Raw genomic sequence first — 19771 nt, forward strand, 5'->3', positions numbered from 1 at the left:
CCCTGATCCAGTGGATACCTCATCCCCGAAACCCGACCCGTCGTCCAACCACGCCATTCGTATTCGTGGTGCCCGCCAGCACAACCTCAAGAATCTCGACGTCGATCTCCAGACCGGTGAAATGACCGTCGTGACCGGCCCGTCCGGTTCCGGCAAGTCGAGCCTGGTCTTCGACACGCTGTTTGCCGAAGGCCAGCGCCGCTACGTCGAAACCTTCAGTGCCTACGCCCGCCAGTTCCTCGACCGCATGGATCGTCCGCAGGTCGATCACGTGGAAGGCGTGCCGCCGGCCATCGCCATCGATCAGACCAACCCCGTGCGCAGCTCGCGCTCGACGGTCGGCACGATGACCGAACTCAACGACCACCTCAAGCTGCTGTTCGCCCGCGCGGCGGCGCTGTTCGATCGCGAGACGGCACAGCCGGTGCGACACGACACCCCCGAGACGATCTACGCTGACCTGATGGCGCGCACCGCGCCCGGCGATCCGCGTCTGGTCGTTACGTTCCCCGTCGAGTTGCCGGGCAGTGTCACGGCCGACGAGGTCGAACAATGGCTCTCGGCATCGGGCTACACGCGCGTGCAGGCCGAACGCGAAGTCGCATCGGCAGACGGCGCGCGCAAGGTGCTCGATGTCGTCGCGGACCGCTTCCGCCTGCAGAACACCGAGAAGGCGCGCGCGATGGAAGCCATCGAGGCGTCGCTCAAGCGCGGGCGCGGCCGTGTGAATGTCTACGTGCTGGCCGACGAAGGTGAGCCCGACATCTGGCGCTATTCGCAGGATCTGCACTGCCCCGACAGCGACCTGCACTACGCCGATCCGCAACCGGCGCTCTTCTCGTTCAACTCGGCCTATGGCGCCTGCGAAGCCTGTCGCGGGTTCGGCCGCGTGATCGGTGTCGACCTCGGTCTGGTGATCCCGGACGAGCGCAAGACGCTGCGCGGCGGCGCGATCAAGACCATTCAGACGCCGGCGTGGAAAGAAATTCAGGGCGACCTGCTCGAATACGCGGGCAAGGCGAGCATTCCGCGCGACACGCCCTGGTCGAAACTCTCGCCCGAGCATCGCGAGTGGGTCATTGAAGGCGATTCCGACTGGAAAGGCGAGTGGAACAAGCAGTGGTATGGCATCCGCCGCTTCTTCGGCTATCTGGAGTCGAAGGCGTACAAGATGCACATTCGCGTGCTGCTCTCGAAGTACCGCAGCTACACCACGTGCGAAACCTGCGGCGGTGCTCGCCTGAAGACGGAGGGTTTGCTCTGGCGGCTCGGCTCGAAGGAGAACGCCGACGCGGTTTTGCCGCCCGCCCAGCGCGTCATGCCGCGTGGCGTGGCGTGGTCGCGCGAGTCGCTCGAAGCGCTGCCCGGCCTCACCATGCACGACCTGATGCTCATGCCGATTTCGCGTGTGCGTCAGTTCTTCGATTCGCTCACGTTGCCGTCGAGCCTGCTCGACGACGCCCTCAAGCTGTTGCAGGAAGAGGTCGGCACGCGGCTGAAGTATCTGTGCGACGTGGGCATCGGCTACCTCACGCTCGACCGTCAGAGCCGCACGCTCTCGGGCGGCGAAGTGCAGCGTATCAATCTGACGACGGCGCTCGGCACGTCGCTCGTCAATACGCTATTTGTGCTCGACGAGCCGAGTATCGGCCTGCATCCGCGCGACATGGACCGCATCGTCGCCGCCATGCATCGCCTGCGTGACGCGGGCAATACGCTGGTGGTGGTCGAGCACGATCCGGCGGTGATGCTGGCCGCCGACCGCGTGATCGACATGGGGCCGGGACCCGGGGAGCGCGGCGGCCAGATCGTCTTCGACGGCACGCCAGAGGAAGTGCGCCATGCCGATACGCTGACCGGCAGCTACCTGGGCGGACGCAAGCACGTGGCGAACGCGTCGAACTGGCGCGCGCGCCCGGTCGACGCCGCGACGCCGCGCCTCACGCTCACCGGCGTGCGCGAACACAACCTCAAGCAGGTCAGTGTCGAGATTCCGCTTGGGCGGCTCGTGTGCGTGACCGGCGTGTCCGGATCCGGCAAATCGACGCTGGTGCAGGACGTCCTCAACCCGGCACTCGCGCGCCACTTCGGCGACCCGACCGAAGCCCCGGGGGCCCACGACGAACTCATCGGCGCCGAACAATTGTCGGGCGTGGTGTTCGTCGATCAGTCGCCGATCGGCAAGACGGCACGCTCGAACCCGGCGAGCTATGTCGGCGCGTTCGACGAGATTCGCAAACTGTTCGCAGCCGTGCCAGCGGCGCTGCAACGGGGCTACAACGCCAGTACCTTCAGCTTCAATTCCGGCAACGGGCGCTGCCCGACATGCGGCGGCTCGGGCTTCGAACACGTGGAGATGCAGTTCCTGAGCGACGTGTATCTGCGTTGCCCCGATTGCGATGGCAAGCGCTATCGCGCCGAAGTGCTCGACGTGAAGATTCAGCGCGCCGTGCCCGGTGAAGCGATGCGCGAGCTGAGCGTGTCGGACGTGCTCGAGTTGACCGTCAACGAGGCGGTGAAGTTGTTCTCGTCGGATCGCGAAGTGTTGCGCGTCTTGCAGCCGATCGTCGACGTGGGTCTCGAATACGTCAAGCTCGGTCAGCCGGTGCCCACGCTCTCCGGCGGCGAAGCCCAGCGCCTGAAGCTTGCGGGTTTCCTGGCGGAAGCGGCGCAGAAGAAGACGGCGAGCGGACAGAAGGTAGCGCATCGCGGTCGGCTCTTCATTTTCGACGAACCGACAACAGGGCTGCATTTCGACGACATCGCCAAGCTCATGCGCGCGTTCGCCAAGCTGCTCGACGGCGGCAATTCGCTGCTCGTCATCGAACACAATCTCGATGTGGTGCGCGCGGCCGACTGGATCATCGACCTTGGGCCGGAAGGCGGCGAGGGCGGCGGTGAAGTGCTGTGCGCGGGTACGCTCGCGCAGGTGGTGGCGTGCGAGGGGTCGCACACCGGGCGCGCCCTGGCCGACTATGAACGTAATATCGTGGCGCCCGGCCGGTCAGCGGCGGCGGCCGATGCCGTCGCTGATCCGGGTATGCCGCTGCAAACGGCCTTGCGTGCGGCACGCGCGCAGCGCAAGCCGGCCGGCGGCAATGACATTCGTATCGTCAACGCCCGCGAGCACAACCTGAAAGCGCTCGACGTCGCCATTCCGCGCGGCAAGTTCAGTGTGATCACGGGTGTCTCGGGGTCGGGCAAGTCGACGCTGGCCTTCGACATCCTCTTCAACGAAGGGCAACGCCGTTATCTCGAATCGCTCAACGCCTATGCGCGATCCATCGTGCAACCGGCGGGGCGCCCGGAAGTGGATGCGGTGTATGGCATCCCACCGACGGTCGCCATCGAGCAGCGCCTCTCGCGCGGCGGACGCAAGAGTACGGTGGCGACCACGACCGAAGTCTGGCACTTCCTGCGTCTGCTGTACGTCAAGCTCGGCATTCAACACTGCATTCACGACGGTTCGCCCGTTACGGCGCAAAGCCCCGATTCCATCGTCGCGCAACTGATGCGCGATCGGCGCGGCCAGCATGTGGGGCTGCTCGCGCCGCTGGTCGTGGGCCGCAAGGGGATCTACACCGATCTCGCGAAGTGGGCCAAGGCGCGCGGGCATTCGCATCTGCGTGTCGATGGGGTGTTCCTGCCGGTCGACCCGTGGCCAAAGCTCGATCGATTCCGCGAGCACACCATCGAACTGCCGGTGGGCGACGTGATCGTCACGCCCGAGACCGAAGGCTTGCTGCGCACGCTGCTGGCGGCGGCGCTCGAGCAAGGCAAGGGCGTGATGCATCTGCTCGCGCCGCTCGACGGTCTCGGCGACGCGATGGGCAACGAGCAACCGGGCGAAGGCGTGGGCCAGATCGAGGTGTTCTCGGTCAAGCGCGCCTGCCCGGTGTGCGGCACGAGCTATCCGGATCTCGATCCGCGCATGTTTTCGTTCAACAGCAAGCATGGCTGGTGTCAAACGTGCGTGGGCACGGGCCTGGCGCTCACGCGCGAGCAGCGCGAAGCGTTCGACGACACCGTGCTCAATCAGGACAACCGGGGGCGCGAGCATTCGTTGCCGTCGGAGGAGCAGGAGCCGGAGGGCGTGGGCGATCAGCCGTGTCCGGATTGCCACGGGGCGCGGCTCAATACCGTCGCGCGCGCGGTGACGTTCGACGAGCACGCGATCTCCGGCGTTGCGCAGTGGACCGTGACCGATGTGCGCGAGTGGATCGAAGGCCTCGAATTGCACGGTCGCGAAGCGAGCATCGCGCGCGATCTGATCAGCGAGATTCAGGGACGTCTGGCATTTCTCGAGGAAGTCGGGCTCGGCTACCTCACGCTCGATCGCGCGGCGCCGACGCTCTCGGGCGGCGAGTCGCAGCGCATTCGGCTCGCGGCGCAACTTGGCAGCAATCTGCAGGGTGTTTGCTACGTGCTCGACGAGCCGACCATCGGCCTGCACCCGCGCGATAACGGCATTCTGCTCGGCGCGTTGCGCAAGTTGGGCGATCAGGGCAATACGCTGGTGGTGGTCGAGCACGACGAAGACACGATTCGCCGCGCGGATCACATCATCGACATCGGTCCCGGTGCGGGCAAACGTGGCGGCATGCTGGTCGCGCAGGGCAGCGTCGCCGATCTGGCCTCGCACCCCGAGTCGCTGACCGGCAAGTTCCTGGCGCAACCGTTGCAACACCCGATTCATCCACGCCGTGAAGTCATTGCGCCTGCGACCGGCGTCGAGGCGGTGCCGCCGAATTGGCTGACGGTGCATGGCGCCACGCTCCACAATCTGAAGGACGTGACGGCGTCGTTGCCGTTGGCGCGACTTACGGCCATTACCGGCGTGTCGGGGTCGGGAAAATCGACGCTCGCCCGCGACGTGCTGATGACGAACCTGCTCGACGCGGTGGGGCGTTCGGTGCTGTCGTCACCCGCCGAGCGACGTGCCCGCAAGGGAACGGTGCGTCACGCGGTGAAGGCGGACGGTAAGCCGCGTGCGACGTCGGCGGCACCGGCGCAGCCTCGCGGTCCTGTGGTGCACGCGTGGCACGGTTGCGCGTCGGTGACCGGCTGGGAGGCCATCGATCGCGTGCTCGAAGTCGATCAGACGCCCATCGGCAAGACACCGCGCTCGTGCCCGGCCACGTATATCGGCTTCTGGGACACGATTCGCCGCTTGTTTGCCGATACGCTCGAAGCCCGCGCCCGTGGTTATGCGGCGTCACGCTTCTCATTCAATACCGGCGAAGGCCGCTGCCCGGCGTGCGAGGGGCAGGGCGTGCGTACCATCGGCATGAGCTTTCTCGCCGACGTGAAGGTGCTGTGCGACGTCTGTCACGGGCAGCGGTTCAACGCCGAGACGCTGGCCGTCACGTGGCGCGGCAAGAGCATCGGCGACGTGCTGACGATGGAAGTGGACGAAGCCGTCGAGTTCTTCGCGTCGATGCCGAGCATTGCGCATCCGCTGCAACTGATGCAGGACGTCGGGCTCGGCTATCTCACGCTGGGACAACCGTCGCCGACGTTGTCGGGGGGCGAGGCGCAGCGCATCAAGCTCGTGACGGAGTTGACCAAGGTGCGCGACGACGTCACGCGCCGCGGACAAAAGACGCCGCACACGCTGTATGTGCTCGACGAGCCCACGGTCGGCCTTCACATGGCGGACGTGGCGCGTCTGATCCATGTGCTCCATCGGCTGGTGAATGGCGGGCATACCGTCGTCGTCATCGAGCACAACCTCGATGTGATTGCCGAAGCCGACTGGATCGTCGATATGGGCCCGGAGGGCGGCAAGAACGGCGGGACGGTCGTCGCCGCGACGTCACCCGATGCGCTGACGCAGGTCGCGGCGAGCCACACCGGCATCGCACTCAAGCCAGTGCTTGCGCAAACGGTGGCGCCGGGGGCCTCGACAGCGATATCGGAAGCCGCCGCCACGTCGAAATAGCCGACCCACATCGCGCGCCGATCACGGGCTCGCGATCCGGAATCCCAACTGGGGGACGCGGGACGCCTGATGGCGTCCCGTTTTCATTGGGCGCGTAAGTGTGCGCGCACCGAGATGGGCAGAATCGCCCAAAGTCAACCCGATTATTTCATATTCAGCAATTTAATATGGACGAATATCGTCTTTATTGCGCATGTCGATGCCAATAGACTGCAATTGTCGACGATGAATTGAACATCGCCGCGACTCAAACAGACAGGAGAAAACATCATGAAGCGCGCTCTTATTACCTCAGCCCTGGTTTCCGCAATGTTGGCCGTGTCGGCCGGTTCGGCCTTTGCCAGCGATGCCTTCGACGGCCCGACGGAATTCTCGTGGGTGCCGCAAACCAGCATGCTGACCCGCGCTCAGGTCGGTCAGGAGCTGGCGCAAGCCCAGCAAGCCGGTCTGCTGCAGCAACACGATTCGGTTTATCCGAAGTCGATCGCCAACTCGGGCGCTGCAGCGGTAGCCGCGACCCCGGGGTCGATCATCAACCTCGCCCTTGCCGGCAGCACGTACTTCGGTAGCTGATTCGCGTCACCCACCGCAGTACCGGCGGCACCTCCCGTGAGCCAGCGCCTGTGCGGCGCGTCGTGACTCCGGGTCGCTGCCTCCGATCACAAATCGGCCACATCGCGTGGCCGATTTTGTTTTGTGCTTCCCCCCTTTGCGATGCGTCGCGCCCTGTGGACAAATCTGTCGATAACCCTGTGGGTAAGCTGTGGCGCACCTGTGACCAAGCTGTGGATTTCCGGTGGGCAAGTCGCGCCGCATTGACCCAAGGTGTCCGTCGGAAACGGCTCACTTGCTCGCTTCGTGACACGTCTGTTGGAGTATCATGCGCGGCAGCCGGTGGTGGGCAGGGAACCGGCGCCGCCGTCATGTGATCGTCACGAAAGTGTCATGTATCCGGCGTAGGCTCCTTGCCCATTTCACAAGGATTTCGCATGGATTATCTGCAAGTGCTCGTGCTCGCGATTGTGCAAGGCGTGGCGGAGTTGCTTCCCGTGTCGAGTTCGGCACACGTGATCATGGCCGAGAAACTGATGGGTCTTGACCCGTCGGCGCCCGCCATGACGTTGTTGCTCGTCATGCTGCACACCGGCACGATGCTCGCCGTCATCGTCTATTTCTGGAAGTCGTGGCGCGAGCGCTATTTCTCGTCGAAGCACGATTTCATGCATAACGCGAAGCAAGTCGTCATCGCGACGGGCTTCACGGGCGTGATCGGGCTGGCCTTGATGCTGTTTATCGAGAAGGTCTTGATGCGTGGCTCCCAACACGCCGAGATCGAGCACTTGTTCGGCAATCTGTACATCATCTCCGGCGGCCTCGCGATGGCGGGCATCCTGATTCTGATTTCGGGCAGCAAGCGTCCGCCGATGGGCGATCGCCCGTTGCGCGGTGCCGACTCGGCCTGGATCGGCGCGGTGCAGGGCTTGTGCCTGCCGTTCCGCGGTTTCTCGCGCTCGGGATCGACCATCTCGACGGGGATGATGCGCGGGCTCGATAAAATCCGTGTCGAGGAATTCAGCTTCGCGCTGGCCGTGGTGCTCACGCCACCGGTGATCGTCAAGGAAGCTTACCGCCTGTACAAGTCGGGCGGCGCGCAATCGTTCTCCGGTCACTACATGACGGTGCTCACGCCGAGCCTCGTCGGCATGGTGTTCAGCTTCCTCGCCGGTCTGGTGGCGCTGCGCTGGTTGTCGCGCTGGCTCGAACACGGCCGCTGGTATCTGTTCGGCATCTACTGCCTCGTGGCCTCGGGCGTCGTGCTGGCGGCGAGCCAGTATCTGTAGTCGGTCAGGTGACGTCTTGCGTGGGCGGCGTGCCAGGCGCTGCCTACGCCATACCCACGGGCGTTACACCAGTCCCGCCACGACCTCCAGAAACGCCGCAATCGCTCGCGACGCTCGCCGCTGCGCCAGGCACACAACGACCGTTGTCGTCTCCACGCGTGCGTCGCTGATCGATACGGTGGCAAGTCGCGCGTCGGGCGTATGCTCACGCGCCGACACTGCAGCGATTCCCAGCCCCAGAATCACCGCCTCGCGAATCGCTTCGCGACTGCCGATCTCCATCGCCACGGTCGGTGTCACCCCCGCCGCTTGCAACGCCGCTTCGAGCGCGTGACGCGTGGTCGATCCCGGCTCGCGCATGAGCATCGGCTCGTCAGCCAGCGCCGCGAGCGGCACGCTGCGTCGCTTGGCGAAGCGGTGGGCGCGCGGCACCAACAGCACGACCGGATGCGTGCGATAGGGCACGGCATGCAGACGCGCGTCGTCGTGATAGCGCGCGAGCACCGCCACGTCCGTGCGGTAGGCCAGCAGGCTCTCGATCATCTCTTCGGAATTGCCCGGCCGCATGGAAATGCGAATGCCGGGGTAACGCGGCTGGAATGCCGCCACGATCTCCATCGCGTGATGCGGTCCGACGGCACCCAGGCGTAGTTCGCCGGTGCGTAGCTCACCGTGCTCCTTGAGCAGACCAAGCGCTTCGGCTTCGTCGGAGAAGATACGCAGGCTCACCGCATACAACGATTTTCCGGTCGGCGTGAGCGTCAGTCCACGGCCGTGCCGGTAGAACAGTTCGACACCGTAGGTCTCCTCCAGCGCACGAATCTGCGTGGTCATCGTGGGCTGGCTCACATGCAGCGCCTGGGCCGCGCGCGTCACGCTGCCGTGGTGCGCCACCGCATGGAACGAGCGCAGTTGGGTAATCCGCATCGATGACGCTCCCGTGACGAGGTATAGGTTTTATCAATACTTTAACGAAAAATTGTGAATTGGAAGTATAGAACGGTCCTCACCATAATCCAGCTCAATCTTCGTCAATCGATCGCAGCGCCCGCGGGTGCAGCGGCACCTCCTCACCATGACTGCATGTTCACGTTTCCATAATCCGGTCGATGTTCGCTTCGGTGCGGGTGCCCTTGCTCAGTTGCCCGAATTGGTCGGCGAGCGGCGGGTTGTGCTCGTCACCATGCCCGAAGCGCGGGCGCTCGGCATGACGGGACGCGTCGAAGCGCTGCTCGGGCAACGGCTGGCGGGGACGATCGATCGTGTCAGCCCGAACCCGGATGTGCGCGAACTCGCCCCGATGTACAGCGATTTCTGGCGGCGGTACGGCCAGTGCGAGGTGATCGTGGCGCTGGGCGGCGGCAGCGCGCTCGACACGGCCAAGCTGTTGATGGTCGCGGGCGAGGATGATCGCTTTGCGACGCTCGTCGATGCGCTTGATGCGGGGGGCGACTTCCGGCCATCGCGGACCAAGCGTCTCATCACCGTTCCGACGACGGCCGGCACCGGCAGCGAAGTCACCCCGTGGGCCACGCTGTGGGATCGTCATGTGAAGCACAAGAAGTACTCGCTGCATTTACCCGAGACGTGGCCGGAGGCGGCGATTGTCGATCCGCAACTGACGCGCTCGCTGCCGCACGCCATCACGCTGCAAAGCGGGCTCGACGCCCTCTCGCACGCGCTCGAGGCGATCTGGAATGTCAACGCCAATCCGATTTCCGACACCTTCGCCGTGACGGCGGCGCGCGACATGATGCGCGTGTTGCCGCAGCTGATGGTGTCACTGGACGACGAGACGTTGCGCGCTCAGGCGGCGCTCGCGGCACTGCAAGCGGGCATGGCGTTCTCCAACACGAAGACCGCGTTGGCGCATTCCATTTCGTACGACATGACGATTCGACATGGACTCCCGCACGGCATTGCGTGCTCGTTCACCTTGCCGGCGGTGATGCGTCTGGCGATAGGCCGCCGTGTCGATCGCGACGCGGTGCTGGCGCAGGTGTTCGACGGCGACATTGGCCGCGCCCCGGACAAGCTCACCGCGTTTCTCAACGGTTTGGGCGTGGCGACCGAGTTTTCGGCCTATGGCGTGTCCGAGCCGGAATCGAGCGCGATGATCGCCGCCGCGCTCGACGGTCCGCGCGGACGCAATTTCATCGGCGCCACCGCCTGATCGTCAGGTGGCCGCTACGGTCGTATGCGTTCGCGCGCATGCGTGTTTTCGCGTCTTACCCGCAGTCCCCGTAATCCGCATCATCAAAACATAGCCGCGTGATCCAAAGGCGGCACCGAGACATCCAGGAGACAGACGCCCGGCGCAGACCGGTGCGTCGCAGCGCGCCGCCACGGCGCGGCGCATCAACAGGAGGCGCAATGGAACAGGTTCTCACGGGCGTGGGCGGCAGCGATGCCGTCTCCGCCGAAAAAGCGGTGCGCACGGTCGCGCTGGCCAGCCTGATCGGCACGACCGTCGAATGGTATGACTTCTTCCTGTACGGCACCGTGACAGGCCTCGTCTTCAACAAGCTCTTCTTTCCCAGCGGCGATGCCTTCATTGCCACCGCGCTCGCCTATACGGTCTACGCGGTGGGATTCGCCACGCGGCCGATCGGGGGCATCCTGTTCGGCCATTTCGGCGACCGGTTGGGACGCAAGCCATTGCTCATTGTCACGCTCTCCATCATGGGGGTGTCGACGTTCCTGATCGGACTGGTGCCGACCTACAACAGTATTGGCATGGCGGCCCCGCTGATTCTGCTGTTCCTGCGTCTGTTGCAGGGCATTGGATTGGGCGGCGAATGGGGCGGCGCGGTGCTCATGGCGTTTGAGTACGCGCCGCGCGACCGGCGCGGGCGGTTCGCGGCGTATCCGCAGATCGGGCTCGCCGTGGGGTTGTGCCTGTCGACCGGTGTGGTCGCGCTGCTCTCGTCGACACTGACCGATGCACAGTTCATGGCATGGGGCTGGCGTCTGGCGTTCATGCTCAGCGTGGTGCTCGTGGCGGTGGGTATGTTCATCCGGCTGCGCGTGCTGGAGACGCCCGAGTTCGCGCGCATCAAGGACAGTCAGCGCGTCGCGCATGTGCCGCTCTCGGAGATTGCGCGCGATTACCGGCGTAACGTGCTGCTGGGCTGGGGCGCGCGTTACATCGATGGCGTGGTGTTCAATGTCTATGCGGTGTTCGCCATCTCGTATCTCGTTGGCACGCTGCACTTTCCGAAGACGCCGATCCTGCTGGCGGTCACGCTCGCGGCCATGGTCTTGATCGTCACGATTCCGTATGCCGCGAAGCTGTCGGACCGCGTGGGACGCCGTCGAGTGTTCGGCTGGGGTGCGTTGGCCTGTGGCGTGTCGGCGATACCGGCATTGGCGGTGATGCACTATGCGACGAGCGTCTGGTGGGTGTCGCTCGCGGTGATTGTGCCGCTGGGCGTTGTATATGCGTTCGTCTATGGTCCCGAGGCGTCGATGTTCTGCGAACTGTTCGACACGCGGGTTCGTTACACGGGCATCTCGGTCGTGTATCAAGTGTCGGGAATCGTTTCCAGCTCGATCACACCGTTGGTGGCGGCGACGCTGCTCGAATACGGCGGTCACAAACCATGGTGGATCGCGGTGTATGTGCTGGCGGTGGGATGCCTGTCCGCCGCGTGTGCGGCAGCGATGAAGCGAACCTACTGAGGGGGAACGACGGGACGGGGAGGCGTGTGGGGGTGCCCGAGCATCGGGAATTCGGCAGGCCGGTGGGCAGCGCCCCGGCTTGCCGTTTTATTGCGCAGCTTACTGACCGAAGTAGATCGAACCGGCGCGATTCACGCGGCCCGGGACTTCATAGGCCGGGGCGACGGTCGTCGTTTGCGTGGTGGCGGCCACGGCACCCGGCTGGGCCTGCGTTCGCACTTGAACTTGCGCTTGCGTCTGGGGTTGCTGCGGTTGGGCAGCCGATTGGGCATTCTCGGCGGCGCTCGCGGCACCTGCGCTCAACAGCGCGGCAGCGAAGGCCGAAGCGATCAGAATGGACTTCATTTTCATTTCTCCTGTCTGGCGAGACGTCCACCATGGGCGCCATCATTGGCGCCAATCTACGCCCACGCAGCAAGGAGAAAAATGCGCTCCCGGAGAAGGGAGTATTGCTGAAAATGAAACAATCAAACGTCGAAAAGCCTGATTCGTTGTGCAGGACAACGAGCTCAGACACTATGCGCCGCAGTGATGCGCCCGGTATCGCTTGGCGTCGAAGCGTTCAGCGACGCGTCACGCGCGCTTGCTGACGGCGCGTACGCGCGGCACGGCTGCGCAGATACGACGCGGTGAGCAGCGAGGCACTCGCCAGCAGAAGGAAAGAACCGAGGGCAGCCATGGTAATGCTCCTGTACGAGCCGGCGTCGTCCGCGGTGCGGTGCACCCTGCGAGCCACGACGTCGACTGACTTCATCATGTTGTCACTCTACTGCTGTCGCACTTCGCGATAAACCCCGTCAGATCAAACAAGTTGTTGCGCGCCGCGACATTTCCCTCTAATTCGTGCTGTGATCCGCGTCAGACCGGTGGCATCCACCCCTATTGCTCGTATTAAGTGATTGATTTTCATTGGTTTTTTGGAATTCGGCAATCCGCGAGGTGCCAACGCCGCTGCGTTGCGAAAAAACCACGGGTTTTCCCTAGGGTTGGCCGGTATTTGTGCAACGGTCGGCGCAACGCAGCAAAAGGGGGGCGACGGCAGATTCAGTCCGGTTGAGCGGTGGGCGTTTGCTACCCGGTCCGACGCCGATGCTCGTCAGTGGCCGCGCGAAAGCAGCACCGGTGCCTGGGCAATCAAATAGAGCACGGCGCCGATCAGTCCACCGACGAGTGTGCCGTTGATGCGGATGTACTGCAGGTCCTGTCCGACGCTCAGGCGGATTTGTTGCGACAGATGTTCGGCATTCCAGCCATGCACTGTGGCGCGGATGTGCTCGGTCACGAAGTCGGCAAACCCCGGTGCCATGCGCTCGGCGGCATCCAGCAATTGCGCGTCGAGCGCTTTGCGCAGCGAGTCGCTTCGCGCCAGCTCCTGACCCATCCACGCGGCCGCGCCGGCGATCTTGGCGCCGATCACCGAGTCGTCGCGCGCGAGGTCGCGCTTCACCCAGCTTCGCCACTCGTTCCACAGACCGCCGACATAGGCGTTCAACGCGGTGTCGCCTTTCAGTTGGGTCTTGAAAGCGTCGAGCTTCGCCTGGAAGTCGGCGTCGTGCTTGAGCCGCTCGATCAGTCCCGCGACCGCGCGATCGAACGCCTGACGCAATTGATGCGATTCGTCCGCTTCCATTTGCGCCAGCAGGCGGGTGACGGCCGCCGAAATCATGTCGGAGCCCTTGTTGCCGATCCACTCCGACGGCAGCACCTTCTCCTTCTTCGGATGATCACTCTTGAGCCAGTCGACGATGCGCGCCGAAATGAATTCGCGCGTCTGCGGCTCATTGAGGAGCTCGACGAGGTAGTCGAGCGTCTCGTCGAGCAGCGCTTGATGACGGCCGTCGCGCGTGAGCGTGTCGAGCATGGCGGCCGCCGATTGCGACAGGTCGAGCCGGTCGATCATCGTGTCGAGCGCGCGGCGGATAAAGGCCTGCACGTTGCGCTCGTCCATCACGTCGAGCACACCGCTGGCCACTTTCACCAGCACCGCGCTCAACTGACGCGTGTTCTCGTACGAGCCGAGCCAGTGCGCGACGGCGTCCGCCGGGTTTTGTTGCCGGATGAGCCGAACGACCGAGGGGGTGTCGAGAAACTTCTCGCGCACGAAGCGGGCGAGACCGTCGCCGAGGGCGTCTTTCTTGCGAATCAGGATATTCGTGTGCCGCGCGAGCCCTGGGATCGGAATGCGCCGGAACAGCGCTTCGACCGCGAACCAGTCCGCCAGTCCGCCGACCATCGCGGCTTCGGCCGCTGCCCGGATCCAGCCCGTGACGAAGTGCTCCGGCATGAAGAGCGTGGCGACGAAGATCACCAGCGCGGCCACAAGAAACCACAGGGCGCGACGCTCGGCGCGTTGCAGGGCGATGGCGGGGTCCATGCGCAGCCGGCTCCTAAAATACAAAGACGCCCGACAGGTTACCCCGTCGGGCGTCCAATGATAAGCCGCGAACCGATCGACTTATCGTCGTGCGATTACCCGCGTTGCTTTGCCTTCAGTTCCAGACGGTACTTGTGCAGCAGCGGCTCGGTGTAGCCGCTGGGCTGCGTCAGCCCTTCGAACACCAGGGCGCTTGCCGCCTGGAACGCCAGCGAGTCGTCGAAGTTCGGCGCCATCGGACGATAGTGCGCGTCGCCCGCGTTCTGCTTGTCGACCACGGCGGCCATGCGCTTGAAGGTCTCTTCGACCTGTGCGCGCGTGATGACGCCGTGACGCAGCCAGTTCGCCAGATGCTGGCTCGAAATGCGCAGCGTGGCGCGGTCTTCCATCAGGCCGATGTCGTTGATGTCCGGCACCTTCGAGCAGCCCACGCCCTGATCGATCCAGCGAACGACGTAGCCCAGAATGCCCTGCGCGTTGTTCTCGATCTCCTTGCGGATCTCGTCGGCGGACCATTCGGCTTTCGCCACGACCGGCACCGTCAGCAGGCCCGTGAGCAGCGTGTCGCGTTCCTTCGCGTAGTCGATCTTCTCGAGTTCCTGCTGGACGGCCTGCACGTCGACCATGTGATAGTGCAGGGCGTGCAGCGTGGCGGCGGTCGGCGACGGCACCCAGGCGGTGTTCGCCCCGGCCTTCGGATGCGCGATCTTCTGCTCGAGCATGGCTTGCATCAGATCCGGCATGGCCCACATACCCTTGCCGATCTGCGCGCGGCCCCGCAGGCCGGCGGCCAGACCCACGAGCACGTTGCTTTTCTCGTAGGCCGTGATCCATGCCGACGACTTCATGTCGCCCTTGCGCATCATCGGACCGGCTTCCATCGCGGTGTGCATCTCGTCGCCCGTGCGATCGAGGAAGCCCGTGTTGATGAATGCAACGCGCGACGCGGCGGCGGCGATACAGGCCGAGAGGTTCACGCTCGTGCGACGCTCTTCGTCCATGATGCCCATCTTGAGCGTGTTGCGCGGCAGGTCGTACAGCGCTTCGATGCGGCCGAACAGTTCATCGGCGAAGGCCACTTCGGCCGGGCCGTGCATCTTCGGCTTGACGATGTAGATCGAGCCGGTGCGCGAGTTCAGTCGATGCTTGCGGTCATGCAGCGACGCGAGCACGGTGACCACGCCGTCGAGAATGCCTTCCGGAATCTCGCGGCCTTCGCGATCGGTGATCGCCGGGTTGGTCATCAGGTGACCGACGTTACGGATGAACAGCAGCGAGCGGCCGTGCAGCGTCACCGGTTGGCCGTTGGCGCCGGTGTATTCGCGGTCGGCGTTCAGACGGCGCGTGAACGTCTTGCCGCCCTTTTCCACGGCTTCCGTCAGCGTGCCTTGCATCAGGCCGAGCCAGTTGCGATAGAGGTCGACCTTGTCGTCGGCGTCCACGGCGGCGACCGAGTCTTCACAGTCGATGATGGTCGTGACGGCGGCTTCGACGAGCACGTCCTTGATATGCGCCGCGTCGGTCTTGCCGATCGGGTGGCTGGCGTCGAACTGGATCTCGAAGTGCAGACCGTGGTGCTTGAGCAGCACGGCCGTCGGCGCCGCGGCGTCGCCTTGATAACCGACGAACAGGGCAGGCGTGGCCAGGCCCGTCTCGCCGGTCTTGGTCGTGACGATGAGTTTGCCGTTCTCGACACGATAGCCGGTGGCGTCCTTATGCGAGCCGTCGGCCAGCGGTGCGGCCTGATCGAGGAAGCCGCGTGCGAAGGCGATCACGCGTTCGCCGCGCTTCGGGTTGTAGCCGGTGCCCTTTTCTGCGCCGTCCGTTTCGGGGATGGCGTCGGTGCCGTAGAGCGCGTCGTACAGGCTGCCCCAGCGCGCGTTGGCGGCGTTCAGGGCGTAGCGGGCGTTGGAGAGCGGCACCACGAGCTGCGGACCGGCCTGCTCGGCAATTTCATGGTCGACGTTGGCCGTGGTGGCCTGCACGCTGGCAGGCGCGGGCAACAGGTAACCGATCTTTTCGAGGAACGCGCGATAGGCTGCGGCGTCGGCGATGGGACCCGGGTTGGCACGGTGCCAGGTGTCGAGTTCGCTTTGCAGGCGGTCGCGTTCGGCGAGCAAGGCGCGATTCTTCGGGCCGAGGTCATGAACGATGGCGTCGAAGCCTTTCCAGAACGCATCGACATCGACACCGGTGCCCGGCAGGGCTTCCTTTTCGATGAACGCGATCAGATTGTCTGCGACCGTCAGGCCGCCACGCTGGGAAGTGGAAGTCATGATGCTGTACTCGAGTTTGAAAACCAGGTTGACGCGATTTCGTCCAGTGACCTTGCCGAGACACCCACGCGGTTGGCGTGAGGATGACGACCGGGTGGTTGACGATAAGGGGCAGTCTTATATAAGACCCTGAGTGTAATCCTTCTCCGGGCGCTCGGAAACCCGGGATTTCGCGTCGTGATACTCCCGCAACTTATAGGCGGCATAAGGATTTGCGTATGAGGCCGGCGCCACGGGGCTTTGCGTCGGATACCGAAAGCGGGTGGTGCGGTTGCAGCATTCGATATGGCATTTCACTTCATGAGAAATGGGGGCGCCGTACGCGGCGGCGACCGCTACGCGGTTCGAGGTGCGTCGTGCCTGTGTTGAGGTGACGGGTACACTCACCGTTTGCGCCGAAGGTGCGCGACGCGCCCGCGCCGGGCCGTTCCCCCGAAAACATCTGCCCTGGAGGCATGAGTCGTGAAACAGATCTTGATGATGAGCAGTTCCCGCAAGGGCAGCCAGGGCTTTCTGGCGCATGCCGACGATCAGGTGCATGCGGTGCTCAGGGATCGCGCGAAACACGTGTTGTTCGTGCCGTACGCCGGGGGCATCACGTACAGCTACGACGAGTATGAAGCGCGCGTGAAGCCGACGTTCGAGCGGCTGGGCTATGCCCTCGAGTCGATTCATCATCACAAGGATCCGCGCGCCGCCGTCGAGCAGGCGCAGGCCGTCGTGGTGGGCGGGGGCAATACGTTCGTGCTGCTCGATCGCCTGTACAACGCGGGCATCGTGGGCCTGCTGCGCGAGCGTGTGAACGCGGGGATGCCTTACGTGGGGTGGAGCGCCGGGGCGAACGTGGTGTGCCCGACCATTCGCACGACCAACGACATGCCGATCGTCGAGCCGCCGACGCTCAAAGCGCTCAACCTGATTCCGTTCCAGGTGAATCCGCATTTCATCAGTGGGAAGCCGACGGGGCACAACGGTGAATCGCGCGAGGAGCGTCTGGCCGAGTATCTGGCGATCAATCCGGACGAACGCGTCGTTGCCATTCCAGAGGGTACGGCGCTGCATGTGCAGGGCGAGAACGCCACCGTGCTCGGTGAATTCGACGCGTTGCATTTCAAGCAGGGCGGTGTGGTGGACAAGCTCGCGACGGGCCGCACGTTTGCGCTGGCGTCGATCTGATACGCGCGGGCATCGTGCCTTCGCGCAGATGACGGCCGGCTTGGGGCCGGAGGTCTGCGCGCTGGTCGCCGCCGTTCTGAACGGCACGATCGGCGTGTTGACGCGAACCGGATTGGATCAAGGGGCCACGCCCGCGATGATCGCCTTCTGGAAGTGCTTCGGTGCCTTCGTCGTGGTGTCGCTGCTCTGTGCCTGTCGTCACGATCTCGGCACGCAGACCGTTCGGCTGGCCCGTCGCTGGCCTCAGTTTGCATGTCTCGCGTTTCTCGGCATTTTCAGCCTTTACCACTTCGAGACGACGGCGTTCTCGCACGCATCGATTCCGCTCGTCTCGTTCCTCACGTATGCGGCGGGCGGCGCGACGCTCGCGTTGTCCGGTCGGTTTCTCGGGGAGACGACAACGCGTCGGAAGACGGCCGCCTTTCTGGCAATCGTCCTCGGCGTCGGTGTGATGGGCCTGTTCGAAAGCGGCATCGACGGCAGCACGGCGGGCATCGCCCTGGCGCTGGCCGGTGGATGCGGCTACGCGCTGTTCATCTTCCTCGCCAAGTGGTTCAGGATCGGGTCGGGACTGCCGCAGCTCGTCTGGCTGTTCGGGTTCGGCAGTGCCTTTCTGTCGATACCCCTGCTGCGCGAGGGATTCGCCATGCCCAGCGGCGTGGCCTGGATAACGCTATGCGCGCTCGTGCTGCTTCCAACGATCGGGGGCTTCTATTTCACCACTCGGGCGGTGGAGAGCGGTCAGGCCAGCAAAGTGCAGATCATCGAGACCAGCGATCCCCTGTTCGCGACGCTTTTCGGATTCGCGCTCTTCGGCGACCGGCTGAGTCAGGAAGGCCTGCTCGGCGCAGGCTTCATCGCCATCGGACTCGTGATTGCAGTCTGGGATCGACCGGGGGATGGCGCAACGTCGGCACGCTACGACGTGTAGCCCCTGCGCAAACCAAACCGCCGCCCAGGTGTGAGCCTCGGGCGGCGGTTTACCGGCACGCAGCACACGCGACAGCGGCGATGCCGCCCCCTCGTACCGTCAGCGACAGCGACAGTGTCAGGACCGATTCGGGATCAGGCTTCGTCGTCGAGCCAAGGTACTTCGACGTCGGTCAGAAACGCGACCATCGCGAGCGGACGCGCTTCATGGCGACCCATCTTGCCATCGGCGCGGTGCCACACCACTTCGAAGGTTTCCGGATACTTTTCAGCGCTCAACCGTACGGTGCGCAGCTCTTCTTCGTCGGCCTCTTCGATGGGGCCGTCGAACGACAGCATGAGCGCCTGCGGCCACACACCCTCTTCCGGGTCGTAGACCTTGTCGCCATTGGGCACGTCGACCACCGCTTCGACGCCGATCGTTGCCGACGCTGCCACGATCATCTCGCCCAGGGCGCGCAGCAGCGCGGTCGCACGGGCAGAGTTGATCTGGCGCATGGCGAGATCGCCGCGCGTCAGCGCTTGTTCCAGCTTGGGATCGGTTTTTTGTTTGGACATGCGGTTCCTCGGTAAAACGTTAGCCACCCCGCGGCGGTCGTGCCATGTCGCTGCGGCACCGGCGCGCTACGTGGGGTTCCGATGCTACCACCGTCGCGCATGCCGGGGCACATTACAATGCGGGTTTTCGTTATTTACGCTTGCCCGGCGCAGTCGTTGTCGTCGACCCGCGCCCTCTGGAGCCCGTTGTCATGGATTCGCCCAAGTCCGCCCAATCAGTTCAAGCTTCCCAAGCCGCCGCGTCCGGTGCCAGCGACGTCTATTTGCGCCTGCTCGGTGAAACCGCCAAGATCGACTGGAAGGATCTGGAATCGTTCTTCGCGCGCGGTGTGCTGCTGTATGTGGCGCCCGGCGTCGACCTCGTATCGGTCGCCGAGGCGGTTGCCAACGACGATAAGGCCACCGTGTCTCAATGGCTATCGTCGGCCTTGGTGCAGCGCATGCAGGCCGAGCAAGCCGCCGATTTCTCCGCGCGCACGCCGGAGCTTTGGGCGGTGGTTGTCGCGCCGTGGGTGCTCGTACAGGAACGTGGCATCGTTGCATGATGGCGTGACGCGCGCGCTGATAAACCCCGTCAACGCCTCGAATTCGCTACGCCGTCATGATTCCGGAATTCCCGCCTCGATGAGGCGCCGCGTGCAGTCTTCCAACAGATCCTGCGCTACCGCCGACGCAAACGCATAGTCCGCGTCGAGCGATTCCGTCATTTCATGCGCCGTATACAGGCCGGCTTCGCGCGAGAGCGTGCCGGCCAGTTCGCGCGCGAAATCGTCGCTCAACGTTGAAAGCAGGCGGCGCTCTTCGAGCGGTAGCTGAAGCTTCGAGCGCGACAGCCACAGTTGCGCGAGCGTCGCGCCCTGCTTGTCCGTCATCCACTGCCCATGTTCGTAAAAGGCCGACAGACGCTCGGCCGTCAGCGCGAACAGCAGCGCGCGGCGGGTGTTGAAATTCAGACGAATCGGCGTGGCTTCCGGCATGACGGCAACCGCAATGA

14 protein-coding genes are annotated in these 19771 nt (G+C 64.4%); 8 read left to right on the top strand and 6 right to left on the bottom strand.

Going from position 1 to position 19771, the window contains the following annotated elements:
- The first annotated feature begins 10 nt into the window (after positions 1-10).
- From uvrA to OYT13_RS00360, 3 genes are all read left to right on the top strand, one after another.
- Positions 11-5941, top strand: coding sequence for an excinuclease ABC subunit UvrA (uvrA, locus tag OYT13_RS00350; protein WP_261939440.1), 5931 nt, complete (start codon positions 11-13; stop codon positions 5939-5941).
- Between the two features lie 270 nt (positions 5942-6211).
- Positions 6212-6514: a DUF4148 domain-containing protein gene (locus OYT13_RS00355; RefSeq protein WP_017233713.1), complete on the top strand. Its 303-nt coding sequence runs from the start codon at positions 6212-6214 to the stop codon at positions 6512-6514.
- 416 nt (positions 6515-6930) lie between these two features.
- The gene (locus OYT13_RS00360) at positions 6931-7782 is read left to right on the top strand and encodes an undecaprenyl-diphosphate phosphatase (protein ID WP_261939439.1); all 852 of its coding nucleotides are present in this window, start codon (positions 6931-6933) and stop codon (positions 7780-7782) included.
- 63 nt (positions 7783-7845) lie between these two features.
- On the opposite strand, the gene OYT13_RS00365 is transcribed toward OYT13_RS00360, so the two are convergent.
- The gene (locus OYT13_RS00365) at positions 7846-8709 is read right to left on the bottom strand and encodes a LysR substrate-binding domain-containing protein (protein ID WP_150605927.1); all 864 of its coding nucleotides are present in this window, start codon (positions 8707-8709) and stop codon (positions 7846-7848) included.
- 148 nt (positions 8710-8857) lie between these two features.
- On the opposite strand from OYT13_RS00365, the gene psrA reads away from it, so the two are divergent.
- Both psrA and OYT13_RS00375 read left to right on the top strand, forming a co-directional pair.
- The gene (psrA, locus tag OYT13_RS00370) at positions 8858-9955 is read left to right on the top strand and encodes an iron-containing alcohol dehydrogenase PsrA (RefSeq protein WP_026131907.1); all 1098 of its coding nucleotides are present in this window, start codon (positions 8858-8860) and stop codon (positions 9953-9955) included.
- A gap of 200 nt (positions 9956-10155) precedes the next feature.
- Positions 10156-11463, top strand: a complete 1308-nt coding sequence (locus OYT13_RS00375) for an MFS transporter (protein WP_268567118.1) — start codon at positions 10156-10158, stop codon at positions 11461-11463.
- 99 nt (positions 11464-11562) lie between these two features.
- On the opposite strand, the gene OYT13_RS00380 is transcribed toward OYT13_RS00375, so the two are convergent.
- The 3 genes from OYT13_RS00380 to OYT13_RS00390 form a co-directional block, all read right to left on the bottom strand.
- Positions 11563-11808: a hypothetical protein gene (locus OYT13_RS00380; protein WP_017233708.1), complete on the bottom strand. Its 246-nt coding sequence runs from the start codon at positions 11806-11808 to the stop codon at positions 11563-11565.
- A gap of 751 nt (positions 11809-12559) precedes the next feature.
- Positions 12560-13837, bottom strand: coding sequence for a DUF445 domain-containing protein (locus OYT13_RS00385; protein WP_268567119.1), 1278 nt, complete (start codon positions 13835-13837; stop codon positions 12560-12562).
- A gap of 95 nt (positions 13838-13932) precedes the next feature.
- Positions 13933-16113: a malate synthase G gene (locus tag OYT13_RS00390; RefSeq protein WP_268567120.1), complete on the bottom strand. Its 2181-nt coding sequence runs from the start codon at positions 16111-16113 to the stop codon at positions 13933-13935.
- 462 nt (positions 16114-16575) lie between these two features.
- Between OYT13_RS00390 and pepE the strand changes: the two genes are divergently transcribed.
- Both pepE and OYT13_RS00400 read left to right on the top strand, forming a co-directional pair.
- Positions 16576-17289 (top strand): dipeptidase PepE, encoded by a 714-nt coding sequence (gene pepE, locus OYT13_RS00395; protein ID WP_261939436.1) that lies wholly within the window; start codon positions 16576-16578, stop codon positions 17287-17289.
- A 28-nt stretch (positions 17290-17317) separates the two neighbouring features.
- Positions 17318-18220, top strand: coding sequence for a DMT family transporter (locus OYT13_RS00400; protein WP_261939435.1), 903 nt, complete (start codon positions 17318-17320; stop codon positions 18218-18220).
- Positions 18221-18354: 134 nt separating this feature from the next.
- Here OYT13_RS00400 and OYT13_RS00405 read toward each other — a convergent pair whose 3' ends face one another.
- Positions 18355-18777: a hypothetical protein gene (locus OYT13_RS00405; protein WP_017233700.1), complete on the bottom strand. Its 423-nt coding sequence runs from the start codon at positions 18775-18777 to the stop codon at positions 18355-18357.
- Positions 18778-18968: 191 nt separating this feature from the next.
- Between OYT13_RS00405 and OYT13_RS00410 the strand changes: the two genes are divergently transcribed.
- Positions 18969-19322 (top strand): DUF2288 domain-containing protein, encoded by a 354-nt coding sequence (locus OYT13_RS00410; RefSeq protein ID WP_017233699.1) that lies wholly within the window; start codon positions 18969-18971, stop codon positions 19320-19322.
- A gap of 54 nt (positions 19323-19376) precedes the next feature.
- Here OYT13_RS00410 and OYT13_RS00415 read toward each other — a convergent pair whose 3' ends face one another.
- Complete coding sequence (locus tag OYT13_RS00415) at positions 19377-19754, bottom strand: hypothetical protein (protein ID WP_017233698.1); 378 nt, start codon at positions 19752-19754, stop codon at positions 19377-19379.
- Positions 19755-19771 lie beyond the last annotated feature (17 nt).

Origin of the sequence: Pandoraea sp. XJJ-1, from assembly GCF_026802345.1 — a bacterium.
In the GTDB taxonomy this organism is placed as follows: Bacteria; Pseudomonadota; Gammaproteobacteria; order Burkholderiales; family Burkholderiaceae; genus Pandoraea; species Pandoraea cepalis.

Coding starts and splice junctions, on each gene's coding strand:
- OYT13_RS00360 (WP_261939439.1), top strand. CDS start 6,931: ATGGATTATCTGCAAGTGCTCGTGCTCGCGATTGTGCAAGGCGTGGCG.
- OYT13_RS00400 (WP_261939435.1), top strand. CDS start 17,318: ATGACGGCCGGCTTGGGGCCGGAGGTCTGCGCGCTGGTCGCCGCCGTT.
- OYT13_RS00355 (WP_017233713.1), top strand. CDS start 6,212: ATGAAGCGCGCTCTTATTACCTCAGCCCTGGTTTCCGCAATGTTGGCC.
- OYT13_RS00405 (WP_017233700.1), bottom strand. CDS start 18,777: ATGTCCAAACAAAAAACCGATCCCAAGCTGGAACAAGCGCTGACGCGC.
- OYT13_RS00385 (WP_268567119.1), bottom strand. CDS start 13,837: ATGGACCCCGCCATCGCCCTGCAACGCGCCGAGCGTCGCGCCCTGTGG.
- OYT13_RS00380 (WP_017233708.1), bottom strand. CDS start 11,808: ATGAAGTCCATTCTGATCGCTTCGGCCTTCGCTGCCGCGCTGTTGAGC.
- OYT13_RS00375 (WP_268567118.1), top strand. CDS start 10,156: ATGGAACAGGTTCTCACGGGCGTGGGCGGCAGCGATGCCGTCTCCGCC.
- OYT13_RS00410 (WP_017233699.1), top strand. CDS start 18,969: ATGGATTCGCCCAAGTCCGCCCAATCAGTTCAAGCTTCCCAAGCCGCC.
- OYT13_RS00365 (WP_150605927.1), bottom strand. CDS start 8,709: ATGCGGATTACCCAACTGCGCTCGTTCCATGCGGTGGCGCACCACGGC.
- OYT13_RS00390 (WP_268567120.1), bottom strand. CDS start 16,113: ATGACTTCCACTTCCCAGCGTGGCGGCCTGACGGTCGCAGACAATCTG.
- psrA (WP_026131907.1), top strand. CDS start 8,858: ATGACTGCATGTTCACGTTTCCATAATCCGGTCGATGTTCGCTTCGGT.
- OYT13_RS00415 (WP_017233698.1), bottom strand. CDS start 19,754: ATGCCGGAAGCCACGCCGATTCGTCTGAATTTCAACACCCGCCGCGCG.